At 72.1% G+C, this 16150-nt stretch carries 2 protein-coding genes (1 of these 2 only partly in view); both read right to left on the bottom strand.

Annotated features, from left to right (window positions below; all coding sequences use genetic code 11):
- Window positions 1–6: 6 nt before the first annotated feature.
- Window positions 7–10905, bottom strand: coding sequence for an SDR family NAD(P)-dependent oxidoreductase (locus tag ACSRUE_RS31865; protein ID WP_441286886.1), 10899 nt, complete (start codon window positions 10903–10905; stop codon window positions 7–9).
- Window positions 10893–16150 carry the 3' end of an SDR family NAD(P)-dependent oxidoreductase gene (locus tag ACSRUE_RS31870; protein ID WP_441286887.1) on the bottom strand. Its footprint extends 6214 nt past the window's final position, so 5258 of the gene's 11472 nt are visible here — the last part of the coding sequence; its start codon lies beyond the right edge, outside the window; it ends in the stop codon at window positions 10893–10895. Before ACSRUE_RS31870 ends, ACSRUE_RS31865 begins: the two co-directional genes overlap by 13 nt.

Below are 16150 nucleotides of genomic sequence, written 5' to 3' on the forward strand. Positions count from 1 at the left end.
CGCTCGTCATACCGACACAATCCGGTGAACCAGGGGGTGGAGAGCGCGTGGCGTCGGCGCGGCGCGCTCGGAAGGCGGCCGCGGCTCGCGCGAGCCGTTCGCGGGCGAGAGGCGGGTCGCGGCGTGGAAGGGATAGGTCGGGAGCCGCGTCTTCACCGGCCGCGCGCCTGGAACCATCGCGCGCCAGTCGACCGCCTCCCCGCGCGCCCACCGGGCGGCCAGCTCGTCCGCGTCGCGATCGTCCGCGCCGAGCCCGGGCCCCGCGGCCGCATACGCGCGGAGCTTGCTCTCGAGCTCGTCGAGATCGCGGACGCAGAAGACCGCCCTGTGCCGCATCGCCTCGCGCCCTGTTTGCAGCGTGTACGCGACGCTCACGAGGTCGGGCGCCTCCGCGCCGGCGCGCCTGCCGTCGGCCAGGAACACCCGCAGGCTCTCCGCGTACGCGACGAGGTCGTCGACCCTTCGCGCGGAGAGCGGGACGATCGCGACGGCCCCGGTGGGCAGCGCCGCGTGTCCGGCGGCGGCCGCCTCGGGCACGTGCTCCTCGATCACGACATGGGCGTTCGTGCCGCTCATCCCGAAGGCGCTGATCGCGCCGATCCGCTTCGCCCCTCCGCGCGCGAGCCACGCGCGCGGACGGTCGTTGACGTAGAAGGCCCCCTTCTCAAAGTCGATGAACTCGTTGTTCTGCGCGTGGTTGGCCGACGGTGGGATCTGCCGGTGCCGTATCGCCATGAGCATCGCGACGAGGCTCACGAGGCCGGAGGCGGCGAACGTGTGGCCGAAGTTGGGCTTGACCGACCCCACCGCGCAGAAGCGCCGGGCGCTGGTGCGCCGGCCGAAGACATCCATCAAGCTGTTCACCTCCACGGGGTCGCCGAGCTTGGTCCCCGTGCCGTGCGCGATGATGTAGGTGATGTCCTCGACGTCGAGCGCGTGGTCCCGGTACATCTCCTCGAGGAGCGACGCCTGGGCGAGGCCGCTCGGCGCGGTGAGGCCGTTCGTCCTGCCGTCGTAGTTCACGCCGCTGGCCCTGATCACGCCGAGGACCGTGTCGCCGTCCGTGATGGCCTGAGAGAGCCGCTTCACGACCACGGCGACGGCCGCCTCGCCGGGCACGAGCCCGTTGGCGCGCTGGTCGAACGCGTAGCACTCGCCGTCGGCAGAGAGCATCCCGCCTTGACTGAGCGCGACGTACATCAGCGGCGAGGCGAGGACGTTCACCGCGCCGACGAGCGCCATCGAGCACTCGCCGCGTCGAACGCTCTGACACGCGGTGTGCAGCGCGACGAGCCCGGAGGAGCAAGCCGTGTTGATGGCCAGGTTCGGGCCGCGCAGGTCGAGGACGTAGGAGATGCGCGCGGCGAGGATGGCGTTGTGGTGGCTCGTCGCGAGCCCCTCCGTGCCGTCCTGCGCGCTCACCCCCTCCTCCACGCCGACGAAGACGCCGGCGCGCGTACCGCGGAGCGCGTCGCCGGCGTAGCCTGCGTCCTCGAACGCGCGCCACGCCTCCTGGAGCATCAGCCGCTGGCGCGGATCCATCGACTGCGCCTCGCGCGGCGAGATCTCGAAGAAGAGCGGGTCGAAGCGGTCGAGCCCCCGGATGAAGCCGCCCTTGTTCGTGACGATCCGGTTGCCCGGCGCGCCGGGGCCCGCGTAGTACGGGCGAGCGTCCCAGCGCTCGCCCGGGATCTCCTCGATATGCGTGCGGCCCTCGATCAGGAGCTGCCACAGCTCGTCGACGTCACCGGCCCCCGCGACGCGCGCCGACATCCCGATGATGGCCACGGGCTCGTCCGGCGACGACGGCGCGAGCGCCGGCTGGCTGGCTGAGGCTGCGCGCGCGCCGTGGAGGCGCTGCGCTTCTGGCTCGCGGCCGGGCTCGGCGGCGCCGGCCGCCGGACCGTCCGAGCTCCCGCGGGCGTCGCGCTCCGGCGCGCGGGCCGCGCCCGGGTCGGGCGGGGGTGCGGATTCATAGAGGCGCTCCAGCGCGTCGCGGTGCTGCTCGAGCAGATGACCACCGAGCTTGTCGAGCGTCGTGTAGCTGAAGAAGACGCTCGGCACGATCTCGAAGCCGAAATGCTTCGAAAGGAGGCGCGCGACGCGCGTGAGCCCGATCGAGTCGAATCCGATATCGGCGAAGCTCGTGTCCTCGCTCAGCCGCGACGCGGGGATCTTCAACACCGCCTCGACGCACGACTTCAGATCGCGCAGGACGCGCTCCGCGGTGGACGTCGACGGCGCGGCGGCAGGCCGGGCCGGGAGGTCCCTGCGCGGCGGCGCGCCGCGGGTGAGCTCACCGCCCGTGGACGCGCCGTCTGCGCGCGCGCCAGCGTAGATGCGCGAGAGGAAGGCGTGCACGCGGCGCGGCTGCCCCGCGAACACGAGCCGCGGGCTGACGGCCGCGCCCATCGCGCGCTCCCACGCCTCCAGCCCCTCATCGCTCTCCAAGTAACGCTGACCGCTGCTCCGCAGGTACACCCCCATGCCTTCTCGCTCGCTCGTGCCCATTCCCCCGGCGCGCCACAGCGGCCAGCACACCGCCACCGTCGCTCCGCTCCGCTCGCCTCTCTCTCTCAGCTCTTGCCGCATCTGCGCATACGCCACCTGGAACCGGTTCGCGCTCGCGTAGTCGCACGACCCTCCGTCCCCCAGCGACGCCGCCGTCGATGAGAACAGGCACATGAAGTCCAGCGGATGCCCCGCCGTCACCTCATCCACCACCCGCGTGCCCTCGATCTTCGGCCGCGTTATCTCCTCGACCTCTTCCCACCTCTTGTCCAACAATGTTCCACGCGACTCCACTCCTGCCGCGTGCAGAACGCCGTGGATTGAACCCCACCTCGACTCCAGCCCCGCCACCACGCCGCGCATCTGCGCCGCGTCCGAAACGTCCGCCTCGTAGTACTCCGCTTCCCTCGCTCCAGCGCCGCGAAGCCCCGACAGCACACCCTCGATCTGCTCGTCACGTCCACGGCGACCCACCAGCGCAAGCCGACCCGCGCAGCGCCGCGCCAAGTGCTCCGCGAACAGCCGCCCGAGCCCTCCGGCTCCACCGGTGATCACGTACACACCTCCGTCCCGCAGCGGCGCCTCGCTCCTCACGCTCGGCGGCGCTCGACGGACCCCGAGCCGCTGACGCTCTCCTCCCTCGTGACGGATCACTCCGCCGCTCCACACCTCCCGCGCCAGCGCGCCCGCCTCTATCCCCTCCGCGCCCGCCAGCACCACCCCCACGCTCAGCTCCGGCAAAACGAGCCCCAGCGACCGCTCCACGCCGATCAGCGCCGCGTCGTAGCACCCGCTCACCTCGCCTCGGACCTGACGACCCGTCAGCACGAGACGGCGCAGCAACGCTCCGCTCCCCTTCGCGCCTCGCACCAGCGCGTGCACGCCGCGCAGCCGCTCCAGCCCCCTACCCCACGCGTACACCACGCCGCACGGCCGGCCCCCACCACCACGCGCCGCCTCCCACGCCCCTAGCCGCTCGAACACCGACCGGAACCAGACCTCGCTCGCCTCGGGCACCGTGCACCGCGCGCTTCCCTCCCACCCGTACGCGCCGCCCACGCTCACCCCGAGCGCCTCGCTCCCGGGCTCCTCCCTCCTCAGCGCCTCCACCACCGACGCCCGCCACGCCTCGTCTCCGCCGACCACCAGCCAGCGCACGCCTTCCTGGCGCCGCTCACGCTCTTCCCACCCCAGCCGCTCCCAGACCTCCTCGTACTCCACCACCTCCGCAGCCTCGCCCGCCTCCACTCGCGACACCTCGGCCGTGCCGGACCCCTGCTCCAGCCGTCCGCCGCACGCCGCTGCGCACGACGCCTCGACCGGCGGCACAGCTCCCGCCACGACCGCGCCCTCGCCCTGCGGCAGCCAGTAACGCTCCCGCTCGAACGGGTACGTCGGCAGGCTGATCCGCCGCGGCTTGCGCTCGCCGTACAGCCGCTCCCAGTCCACCTCCAGCCCGCTGACCCACAGCTCGAGGAGCTGCGCGTAGCGGCGCCGCTCGATCCACCTCGATACGACCTCGCGTAGCTCCTCGTTCGCCGCGAACGCCGATAGGTCCTTTCGCTTCCGCGCCGAACCTCGATAGATCCCCGGCGCGGTTGAGGGCGACGCGACGAACGCTCCCAGCGTCGCGACCAGCTCATCGAGGCTCGATGCCACGCACGCAAGGCGCTCCTCCATCGCCTCGCGCCCCGTCTGCAGCGTCCAGGCGATCCTCGCCAGATCGCCGTCGGTGCGGCGCTGAACCCGGATCGCGCGCAGGAGGTTCCGCGCCTGCTCCGTGAGCTGCGCCTCGGTACGCGCCGACAGGACGATGATCGCCGAGGGCTGCTCCCCATCGGCGGCCGGCTCTTCGGGCGCCGGGACGTACTCCTGGATCACGACGTGTGCGTTCGCGCCGCCCGCGCCGAACGACGAGATCCCCGCGATCCGCGGGAGCTCCTCGGTGCGGCCATCGACGACCTGGGTGAGACGCCCCCAGCTCTCGAGCTCCTGCTGCACCACGAAGGGCGTGCGATCGAAGTCGATGTTCGGGTTCGACATCCGCGCGTGCAGGCTCGGCACGAGCTGGCCGTGCTTCATCTGCAGGAGGACCTTCGTCACGCCGGCGATGCCCGCGGCGCTCTCGGCATGGCCGATGTTGCTCTTGAGCGAGCCGATCGCGCACCGGCGCGTGAGCGGCCCCGCGGCGCTCGCGCGGAATGCCTTGGTGAGGCCCGCGATCTCGATGGGATCGCCGAGCTCCGTGCCGGTCCCGTGCGCCTCGATATAGCTGACCGCGCGCGCGTCGATCCGGCCGCGGGCCAGCGCCATCGCGACCACCTCCGCCTGGGCATTCGGGTTGGGCACGGTGTACCCGTGTGTCCGCCCGCCGTGGTTGATCGCTGTCCCCTTGATGACACCGTAGATGTGATCGCCGTCCGCCTCGGCCCGCCGAAGGAGCTTGAGCAGCACAGCGCCCACCCCCTCCCCGGGCACGTACCCGTTGGCCCCCGCCCCGAAACTCCTGCACTTGCCGTCAGGCGACAGCATGCGGTGACTGCAGAGGATCACGTAGTTGGACGGGTGCAGGTAGAGATTGACGCCGCCCGCTATCGCGAGCTCGCACTCGCCGCGCTTCAGGTGCTCGCACGCCTCGTGGATCGCCGTCAGCGACGCCGAGCACATGGTGTCGACCGGGATGCTCGGGCCGCGGAGATCGAAGAGGTACGACACGCGGTTCGCGAGGGAGCTGAAGGACGTGTGCGGATAGGCGTCCTTTCCCGTCGCCCAGAGCGCAGGCCCGTAGAGGTCGAACCCGGTCTTCGTGATCCCCGCATACACGCCCACGCGGCCGCCGTGCCGCGACTGCAGCGTGCGCCGCGTATAGCCGGCGTCCTCGATGACCTCCCAGCAGATCTCGAGGAAGCTACGCTCCTGGGGATCCAGGCTCTCCGCTTCGCCCGGAGAGATCCCGAAGAAGAGCGGATCGAAATCCGCGAATCCCTCGAGGAAGCCGCCCCACTTGCTGTAGCTCTTCCCGTTCCCCGGCGACGACTCGGCCGCGCCGTCATAGAAACCCTCGATCGGCCAGCGGTCCGGGGGGACCTCCGTAATGCAGTCCTTCCCCGCGCGCAGGTTCTCCCAGAACTCGTCGAGGGTGCGCGCGTGCGGATAGCGGCCGGCCAGTCCGATGATCGCCACGTCGAGCTCCTGCGCAGGCGGCGCCGCCTCCGCCGGCGCGCGCTCGCCGGATCGGGCCTCCTGCGCGGCGCTCGACGGCCCCCGCGGCTCAGCGCGGGCGACATCGTCCGGCGCGCCGTCGCCCGGGCCTCCCGCCCAGCGCTGGCACGCCTCGCGGTGCTCCTCGGCGAGGTGCTGCGCCAGGCCCTCGAGCGTCCGGTGCTCGAAGAAGAGCGTCTTCGAGATCCCGCCGAAGATCGCCTCCAGCCGCTGATTGAGCTGGGTGATCATGATCGAGTCGAGGCCGTACGCCTCGAACGGCTCGGCGCCGTCGATGCGCTCCGCCTCGATCGTCGTGACGACGGCCAGGAGCTCCTTGAGGCGCGCCAGCGTCGCATGAAGGAGCGACGCGCCTTCCCTGGCGACACCGCCGGTCGGCTCGGGTCGGCGCGGCGCGCGCGGCGAGGAGGGCTCGAAGAACGCCTCGAGCTTGCCCTCGTCGCCGGTCAGCACGACGACGCGCGGGCTCTTCCGCGCGACGGCCGCGGAACAAGCCGCGAGGCCGTCGCGCGTATCCAGCTCCCGGAGGCCAGCGGCGTGCATCCTCGCCTTGCCGGCGTCGGTCATCTTCATCCCGCCGTCGGCCCACAGCGGCCAGGCGATCGCGAGGCTCGTCCCGTGTCGGCGCCCCTCCTCGACGAGCCCGCGGCGATACTCGACATAGGCGTCCATGAAGGCGTTCGCCGCGGCGTAGTCGGCTTGCCCCGGATTGCCGTACACGCCGGCGAACGCGGAGAAGCACACGAAGTGGTCGAGCGGAAGGTCGCGCGTCGCCTCGTCGAGGTGGACCAGGCCGGCGACCTTCGGGCGGAGGACGTCGTTCACCTCCTCCGGCGTCTTTCTCGGCAAGAGCGCGTCGCGCGTCGTCCCGGCCGCGTGGAGGACGCCCGTGAGCGCGCCGTGGCTCGCCCGTACGTGCTCGATGAGCCCGTCGACGTCCCGCGCGTCGCCCACGTCGCGTCGCTGGTCGTCCACGCGCGCGCCGAGCGACCGCAGCGCGTCGAGGCGGGCTCGCTGCTCGCCGCTCGGCGCGGATCGGTGGACGAGGACGAGCGTGGAACCTCGCGTGCTCTCCGCGATGGCCGTGGCGAAGAGGTAGCCGAGGCCGCCGAGGCCGCCGGTGATCAGGTAGACGCCGCCGTCCCGCCAAGGCGCCCTGATCGTCCTGGGATCGTCGAGACGCGCGGCCCGCTCGAGCCGCCGCACCCACCGGCGGCCGTCGCGGTAGAGGAGCTCCGGCTCGTCGACGTCGCGCGCGTCCTCAAGGAGCGCGCGCGGGAGCGCGTCGACCGCGCCTGCGTCGCCGAGCTCGAGCGTCTGCGTCGCGAGCCGCGGGTTCTCGCGGCTCGCCGTCTTCAGCAGCCCCGAGAGCCCGGCGAAGCACGCCTCGCGGCGATCACCGCCGGTCGCGACGACGAGCTGCACGAGCGACGATCGCCCTCCGCCCTCCTCGAGCGCGAGCCGCACGCTCCGGAGGGCCGCCACGGCCGCGCGCTCGTACCGCTCCGCGAGCGAGCCCTCCCGCGGCGCCACGACCTCGCAGCGCGCGCGCGGTAGTTGCTCGCGGAGCGCACGGAGAGCGGCCTCCGGGAGCTCGCCCGCGATGAGCACCCGGTGCGCCGCGAAGTCGACGTCGCGCATGCGCGCGCCGTCCCCGGCAGCGGGCTGCGCCCTCCAGGCGGGGAGCGCGAGGAGCGTCGTCGCGCGCTCCGCCTGCGTGGCCCCCTCCAGCGCCGACGCCGCGCCTGCCCGGCCGCGCGCCTTGACCCAGTACGCCTCGCGAGCGAACGGGTATGTCGGGAGCGGCACGCGCCGGTAGGCGCCGGGTGCGAAGAGGTCCGCGTAGTCGAGCGCGTACCCCTGGACGAACAGGTCGCCGACGACCTCGAGCCGCTCGATGTAGTCGCGCCCCGCGACCTCGCCCCGGCGGCACTCGAGGATGCACTGATTGCCATACCGCCTGAGCGAGGGGCGCTCCCGGCTCTCGTTGTCCTTGAAGTGCCCCGTCAGGACGCCCGGCGCGCTCTCGCTCTCGATCCACCTGCCCAGGGCGCCGACGAGCTCGTCGAGGCTCCGCGAGACGCACGCCAGGCGGTGTGCGAGGCGCTTCCGACCGACCATCAGCGTAAAACACACGTCGCCCAGGTCCGCGTGCGGGCGCGCTGCCACGTGGTCGAGCAGGTTGCGCACCTGGGTCCGGAGCTGCTCCTGCGTGCGCGCAGAGAGCACCAGCAGGTGGCCGGGACGCTCGACGCGCTGCGGGCGCACCGGGTCGGCCTCCTCGACGACGAGGTGCGCGTTCGTGCCGCTGAAGCCGAACGAGCTGACGGCCGCGCGGCGCTTCTTGCCCGCGTCGCAGCCCCACTCGGTGAGCGTCGTGTTCACGTAAAAGGGGCTCGCCTCGAAATCGATCGCGGGGTTCGGCTGGGCGTAGTGGGCGGCGGGCGGCAGCTGCCGATGCCGGAGCGCGAGGAGCACCTTGAACAGCCCTGCGATCCCTGCTGCGGCCGCCGTGTGGCCGATGTTTGCTTTGATCGAGTCGACGGCGCAGAAGCGCGTCCTCGCCGTGTCTTTGCGGAACGCGCTCGTCAGCGCGCGGAACTCGACCGGATCGCCGAGCTTCGTGCCGGTGCCGTGCGCCTCGACGAGCTGGATGCTCTCGGGGTGGATGCCGAACGTGTCGTACACCTGCCGCTCGAGCCGCTCCTGGGACAGAGCGCTCGGCGCGGTGATCCCGTTCGTGTTGCCGTCCTGGTTGATGCCAGAGCCGCAGATCACGCCGTGGATGTGATCGCCGTCGGCGATCGCGTCGCGCAGCCGCTTGAGGAGGACGACGCCCACGCCCTCGCCGGGGACGAAGCCGTCGGCCCTCGCGTCGAACGTGTAGCAACGGCCGGAGGGCGACAGCATCCCCGCGCGCCCCGCGAGGAGGTAGAACCCGGGCGTGGTCTGGATGAACGCGCCGCCCGCGAGCGCCAGCTCCGTCTCGTGGTTCCAGAGCCCCTGACAGGCGAGGTGGGTCGCGACGAGCGCGCTGGAGCAGGCCGTATCGACCGTGATCGCCGGCCCTTGCAGGTTCAGGTAGTACGAGATCCGCGCCGACAGGATTGACCCTGCGTTGCCCCACATCGCCTGCGGCGGCGCGTCCTCACCGAGCAGCGTCTGGTAGTCCGTCACGTTGTAGCCTACGTAGACCCCGCAGCGGCTCCCGCTCAGGCCGTCTCCCGCATAGCCGCCGTCTTCGAGGGCCTTCCACGCCTCCTCGAGGAAGAAGCGCTGCTGGGGATCCATCGTCGTCGCTTCGGTGACCGAGATATTGAAGAACAGCGGATCGAACCGGTCGATGCCGTTCAAGAGCCCGCCGTGGCGGCAGAAAGGCTCTCCCGTGGCGGTCTGCTCCGGCAGCCGCCAGCGCGTGACGGGGCGGACGAGATCCGCGCCGGCCGCGAGGTGCTTCCACAGCGCGTCGACATCCTCCGCCTCGGCGAAGCGGCCGCTCATGCCGATGACGGCGATCGGCTCACGCCGGTAGGCGGGCTCCGGTGACGGCGCGGGGCCCTGCGAGGACGCCGTCGACGCGGCGGCGCGCTCGCGCGCGTGGCTCGCCGCGCTCCCGGACGCGTCGGGCGTGCTCGCGAACGCTGCGATGGCAGCGGCGCCGTTCATCGAGGACGCGCGCCGCGGCTCGCTCGCAGCGGCACGGCCGCCGTCGTTCGCGGCCCGCCGCGCGCGGAGCTCGGGGCCCCACGCCGAGAGGATGTGCTCGGCCAAGCGCTGGATCGAGCTGAAATCGTAGAGGTGCGTCGTCTCGAGGCGGATGCCGAAAGCGCCGTTGAGCTGCTGGATCAGCCGCACGCCCGAGATCGAGTCGACCCCGTAATCGCCGAACGCATCGTGATATCCAATCTGGGAGATCGGCACGCGCAGGTTGATCGAAAGCTGCGCGGCGATCGCTCGCCGAACCTCATCGGCCAGCGCGTCGTCGCCCACATTGACGGGCTCTCGCGGCACCGGCGCCTGCGCCTCGGGGCGGCGCGCCTCCGTGCTCGGCGCGATCTTCTTCGCGTGCACCGACGCTGGGCGGATCACCCCATCGCTCCGCGCCATGATGATCTGCTGGCCCAGCGCCGACGCTTCGGCGGCCGGCCAGCGGACGCGATCGAACCCTTCCTCGGTCAAGAGCGCGTTCCAACCGTCGATCGACAGCGCCGGGCACCCCTCGATCCGCAGCTCCGGATCCTCGACCAGCCACCACCCCTCGGTGAGCCCGAAGGTCAGGTGGGCGAACAGGCTCTTTGCCACGATCTCGTTGATCAGCAGCGCGCCGTTGCGCTTGAGCGCCGCCTTCGTGTGGCGCACCGTCGTCCGGATGTCTTTCGTCGCGTGCAGGACGTTGGCCGCAATGACGATATCGTAGGTCCCGAGCGAGAGCCCCTGAGCCTCGAGCGGCTGCTGGATGTCGAGCAGCCGATACCGGAGGTAGGTCCGGCCCGCGCCATAGGCATCCTCGGCGTGCAGGAGGAACGCCTTCGAGACGTCGGTGTAGGTGTACGTCCCGACGAGGTCTTGGAGCGGCCTGAGCGCCTCGAAGACGACCTCGCTGGTGCCGCCGGTCCCCGCGCCGATCTCCAGGATATGCAGCGGCTCTGTGTGGCCGTACGTGCGCCGCGCCTCGATCAGCGACGCGACGCACTGCGCGAGCACGCCATTGAAATAATCCGCCTGCGGGTTGTTCTTGTAGACCGCCTCGACCCTCGACATCGACGCGCCGGGGAAGAGGACATCCGTCGCGCGGCGCCGCCCGGTGAGGATGTCCGGCAATGCCTCGAGCGTCGCCTGGATCAGGTCCGCTTGCTTGACCAGCCCCGCCTGCTCGACGCGCCCCTCCGTGCGATATCGCTCCCAGCGCGCCCAGAGCGCGTCGAGGTCGCCGACGGCCGCTCCCGCGGCCGGGTATCCGTGGCGGCGGAGGAGGCGCTCGGTCTCATCGAGCCAGCGCGCGTACAGCGGGCGGGCGCGCGCCGACTCGCGCCAGCCGTCGCCGGTGAGCCGCAGCCCGGTCCTGTCGAGCTGCCTCCACACGATCGCGAGCAGCAGCGTCGTGATCTCCTCGTACGCCGCGTCCTGCTCCGAGCTGGGGAGCGGCGGCGCGAGCACGGTTATTCGGCCCACATTGCCTCCATGGCGGGCGCCGTCTGCGCCGCCAGCGTCGTCTCCACGACCCCCATCGCTCTCATCGTCGGCCCCTCCTGCGGCGCCGGCGTCGTCTCCACGGCGGCGGCCGCCGAGCGCTCCGTCGCCCCGATCCGCTTCACGACCGCGAGCTGCCGGACGGGCAGCCGCAGCAGCGTCTCCACCGCGTCCATCCCCTCGTCAGGCTCGATCGACCCGATCCCCGCGCCCGCCATGCGTCTCCGATGTCCCTCGTCCGCGACGCTGCCGGTGCTGCCCCAGTAGCCCCAGTTCACGACCTTGACCGGGCACTTCCACGCCTGGCCCATGCGCTGCGCGAAGGCGTCGCTGAACGCGCAGCCAGCCGCGTAGTTGCTCTGCCCCGGCGCCTTGACGAACGTCTGCATCGAGGAAAAGAAGGCGACGAAGTCGAGGTCGTCCTCGCCGAACGTCTGCGCGAGCCGCACCGCGGTATCGACCTTCGCGCGGAGCCCCGCCTCGAACTGCCGCTCTTCCATGCGGGCGAGGCTCCGGTCGCTCAGGACGAGCGGGCCGTGCACGACACCGTGGATCCGGTCGAAGCGGGACAGCACGTCGCGGCGGGCGCGCGCGAGGGCCGACGCATCGGCCGCGTCGGCCTGGATGTACACCGGCCGGGGGCCGAGCCGGGAGATGCGATCCGCCTTGGCGTCGATCGTGGCGTCGAGGGCGCGGCGGCCGAGCCACACCACGTTCGCGTGGTACTCGCGGACGAGGTGCTCGGTCAGCGCCTCCCCGAGCCCGCCGGCCCCGCCGATCACCACGTAGACGCCGCCGCGACGGAAGGCGGCCGACGCCTGCTCGACGGGGACCTCGAACGGCAAGAGCCTCTGCCGGTACCATCGGCCGTCGCGCCACGCGGACGCGTCGCCGTCGGGGTCCGCCTCGAGGTGCAGTGAGTCGATGAGGATGCGGGCCGCCCGGTCCACGGCGAGCGGCAGGTCCACGAGCCGGACCGACCAGCTCCGCAGCTCCTTGGCGAGCGACCCGATCAGGCCGTGCACGCTCGCGTGCGTGGGGTACACGGGCTCGCCGTGGACGCCTTGCGTCTGCCAGGTCACGACGTCGATCCGGAGCGGTCTCCCGCCGTACCCCAGCGCGAGGAGCGCCTTGATCCACCGGAACCCGAAGAGCGCCCCCGCGGACTGCGCGGCGATGTGCTCCTCCGCCGCGACGGAGCTCGCGCTCTCCTCCGGGAGCAGCCAGATCACCGTGTCGATCGGAGCCGCGCGCAGCGCCTCGACGAGCTCATCGACCGACGCGTCGCGCGGCGCGTCCACGAAGCGGGCGCGCGGCGCGCGCGCCGCGAGCGCATCTCGGAGCGGGCCGGGCCGGGCACCGAGGACGGCGATCCCACGCTCGGGTCCGAGCCCGGCGCCTCGATCCGGCGCCTGCTCCACGATCTCCCAGCGCGGCGCGAGCGTCTCGAGCGGCGTTACGCGGCCCGCCACCGGCGGCGCCACCTCCGGCGCGGCGCCGCTGTCGACCCAGCACCTCTGCCTCGAGAGCGGATAGGTCGGCAGCCGCACACGCTGCGGCGTGGCTCCGTCGCCGTACGGCTCGCTCCACGCGCAGGCGCCGCCGTCGACCCAGCGCGCGAGAAGCTCCGTCGGTGTGGCGCCGCCCGCTGTCTCCCGCCGCGCCGCCCCCCCCGGACGAGCGTTCTTCGCCCGCCCGCGCGTCAGGTTCGGCGAGAGCGGGCCGCCGTCGAGGAACGCGCGGAGGCCGCTGCGCAGCGCGTCCAGCGAGCTGGCGGCGATGCCGAGCCGCTCCTCGAGGTGCGCGCGCCCCACGCGAAGCGTGTACGCGATGTCCAGGAGGTCGTCGTCGGTCCAACGCGGCGACGAGAGCGCATCTCGAAGCCGGCCGGAGAGCGTCCGGAGCTGCGCCTCGGTCTTGGCCGAGAGGACGACGAGCGCCGGGCTGCTCGGCGTGACGCGCCGTCCGGGCCGCCGCGTCGGGGCGACGTACTCCTCAATCACGAGGTGCGCGTTCGTCCCGCTGAAGCCGAACGAGCTGACCGCCGCGCGCCGCGGGGAAGCACCGTCCCGCTCCCAGGGCCTCACCTCGGTGTTGACGTAAAATGGCGAATCCTCGAACGAGAAATGGCTGTTGGGTCGGGTGAAGTGCAGCGTGGGGACGAGCCGCCCGTGCTGCATGCAGGCGAGCACCTTGTGGACACCGGCGACGCCTGCCGCGGCGGTGGTGTGCCCCACGTTGCTCTTCACTGAGCCGAGCGCACAACGGTGCCCGTCGCGCGCTCCGAAGGCGGCCGACAGCGCCGCGAGCTCGATCGGATCGCCGAGCTTCGTGCCGGTGCCGTGGGTCTCCACGTACGAAATGGTCCGGGGATCGATCCCGAAGCGCGCGTAGACGTCTTTCAGGAGCGCGGTCTGGCTCTGCACGCTCGGCGCGGTGATGCCGTTCGTCTTGCCGTCCTGGTTGACGCCAGAGCCGATGATGACGCCGTGAATGAAGTCGCCGTCGCGCTCGGCGTCCGGCAGGCGCTTGAGCACGACGACGCCGACGCCCTCGCCTGGAACGAAGCCGTTCGCCGTCTCGTCGAACGTCTTGCAGCGTCCGTCGGGCGACAGCATTCCGGCCTCGCACATCGCGATATAGGCGTCCGGAGTCAGGTAGAGGGTGACCCCGCCCGCGAGCGCCATCTCTATCTCCCCCGCCCGCAGCGCCTGGACGGCCAGGTGAATCGCGACGAGCGACGACGAGCACGCCGTATCAACAGGAATCGCAGGTCCTTTCAGGTTCAGGTGATATGCGACCCTCCCGGCACCGATCGCGGCGCTGTTCGCGGTCGCGCTCCTGCGTCCGCTCTGCGCGACGATCTGCGTGTACTCGCTCCCCATGATGCCGAGGTAGACGCCGCAGCGCGCGCCGTCCAAGCGCGACGGCGAATACCCCGCATCCTCGAAGGCTTTGTAGCTCTCTTCGAGGAACAGGCGGTGCTGCGGGTCCATCAGATCGGCCTCCGCCGGGCTGATGTTGAAGAACAGCGGATCGAAGCGGTCGACGTCCTCGAGCGCCGCGAGCCACTTGCAGTACACCTTCCCCGTGGAGGGCACGGCGGGGTCGTAGTAGCGCTCCACGCTCCATCGCGACGCGGGCACCTCTGCCACGGCGTCGAGGCCCCTGGCGAGGTTGCTCCAGTATTCGTCGAGATCTCCTGCTCTCGGGTACCGCCCCGACGCGCCGATCACCGCGATCCTGCACGCGGCCTCGCCCGGTCCCGCCGCGATGACGCGCTCGCGGACCGCGACGCCCGCGACCGCGTCGGACGCGCGGCGCGCTTCGACCTCAAAGCTGGCCTCGGGCTCATGGCGCGCCGCGACCTGGCGCTCTGCGGCGTCTTCGCGCGCACGCCGCGCCGCGGCCTCGCGCTCGGCTGCGCCTTCGCGTTCACGCCGCGCCGTGCTCTCGTGCGCGCCGGCGCGCTCCGCCGCGGAGATACCGTCGACGGCGGCTCGCACAGCGGTCGCGTCGAGCGTCGCGAGGTGCTCGGCGAGCTGGTGAATCGTCGGGTGGTCGAACAGGACCGTCGCCTTCAGATCCAGGTGAAATGTCGCGTTGATCCGGCGCACCCACTCGACGCTGATGACGGAGTCGACGCCGTGATCGACGAAGAGCCTGTCCGGATCGATGTCGGACGCGTCCGCGTACAGCGCGGCGGCGAGCGTCTGCGTCAGCCCCGCCACCAGCTCCTCCACCGGGCGCGGCGCGACCTCAGGGATCGAGATCTCATGCTGGGCGCCACGCGCGGGCGGCGCCGGGCTCGCGGGCGCTTCGGGGACCTCAGGCGCTGGCCCGGGCGCGGCTCGCAGGTCCGCGCGGGCCGACGTCATCAGGCCCGACACGTGCGCCGATAGCCGGGTGAGCGTCGGGTGGTCGTAGAGCGTCGACGCGGTGAGGGGGACATCGAGCTCGCGCTCGATCGACCGCGCCCACTCTACGCCGATGACCGAGTCCAGCCCAAGGTCGTTGAAGACAGCGTCCTGATCGAGGTCCGCTTCGTCCGTGCACAGGGCGCGCGCAAGGCTGGCGCGCAACCGACCGGCCAGCGGCTCTCCGCCGGACGCAGGCGGCTCGTCCGAAGCGCGGCGAGCCACGGCGGCGGAAGCAGGCTCCGCGCGGAGCGGGCTCAGCGAGATGGCGACGGGCGCGCTGCGCGCCGCGGAGGACGCGGCGGTGTCCATGGCAGCGGGCGGAACGAGCGCCACGAGCGAGATCGGCGCCGCGTCGGCTCGGATCTCCGCGGCGCGCTCCTTGGGCGCGCTCCGGGCGATCGGCGGGCTCGCCGCGTCGGAGCGGACCGCCGCGTCCGCGCCAGCCAGCGCGATCGAGGTAGGAGGTGAAGCCGGCCGGCTCGGCGCCGCCGCCGGAGGGGCCGCGCTCGGCGCCGGCCACGGGCCCCAGTACCTCTTCATCGCGAACGGGTACGGCGGCAGGCTCACGCGTCGCGGCCGGACGCCGGCCGGCGGCACCTGGTCCCAGTCGAACGTGAGCCCCTTGACCCAGAGCTCGACGAGCCTGGAGAGCTTCCCTCGCTCGAGCCACGCGCGAACGAGGCCGCGGAAATCGTCGTCTTGCGCGAAGACGGACACGAGCTCACCGCGGCCCTCCGCCACGCCTCGAACCCAGTCACCGAGGTCGGGCGGCTCCGAGCACGCGCGCTCGAGGCGCTCGAGGAGCGACGACATCGTCGTCACCGTCGTCGCCATCCGCTCCTGCATCGGCTCGCGGCCGACCTGGAGCGTGTACGCGATCGACGGCAGATCGCGCTGCGTGTACCCCTCGCGCCGGATCGCCGCGAGGAGGTTGCGCGCCTGCGCGCGGAGCTGCGCCTCGGTCGCCGCCGAAAGGACGATGACCACCGGGGCGTCGCTGACGGACGTCGGCGCGTCGTCGAGCTCTACGTGCTCTTCGATGATCAAGTGCGCGTTGGATCCGCCCGCCCCGAATGCAGAGATCGCCGCGATCCGGGGGGCTTCGCGCTCGACGCCGTCGACGCGCAGGCGCGGCCGCCGCCACGCTTCGAGCTCTTGCTGCACGCGGAACGGAGTGCTGCCGAAATCGATGTAAGGGTTCAGCGTTCGCGAGTGCAGGCTCGGGACGAGCTGACGGTGCTTGAGCTGGAGCAGCACCTTCGTCACGCCAGCGATGCCCGCCGCGCTCTCGCAGTGACCGATGTTCG

It is taken from the genome of Sorangium sp. KYC3313 (assembly GCF_052075895.1).
GTDB lineage: Bacteria > Myxococcota_A > Polyangia > Polyangiales > Polyangiaceae > Sorangium > Sorangium cellulosum_B.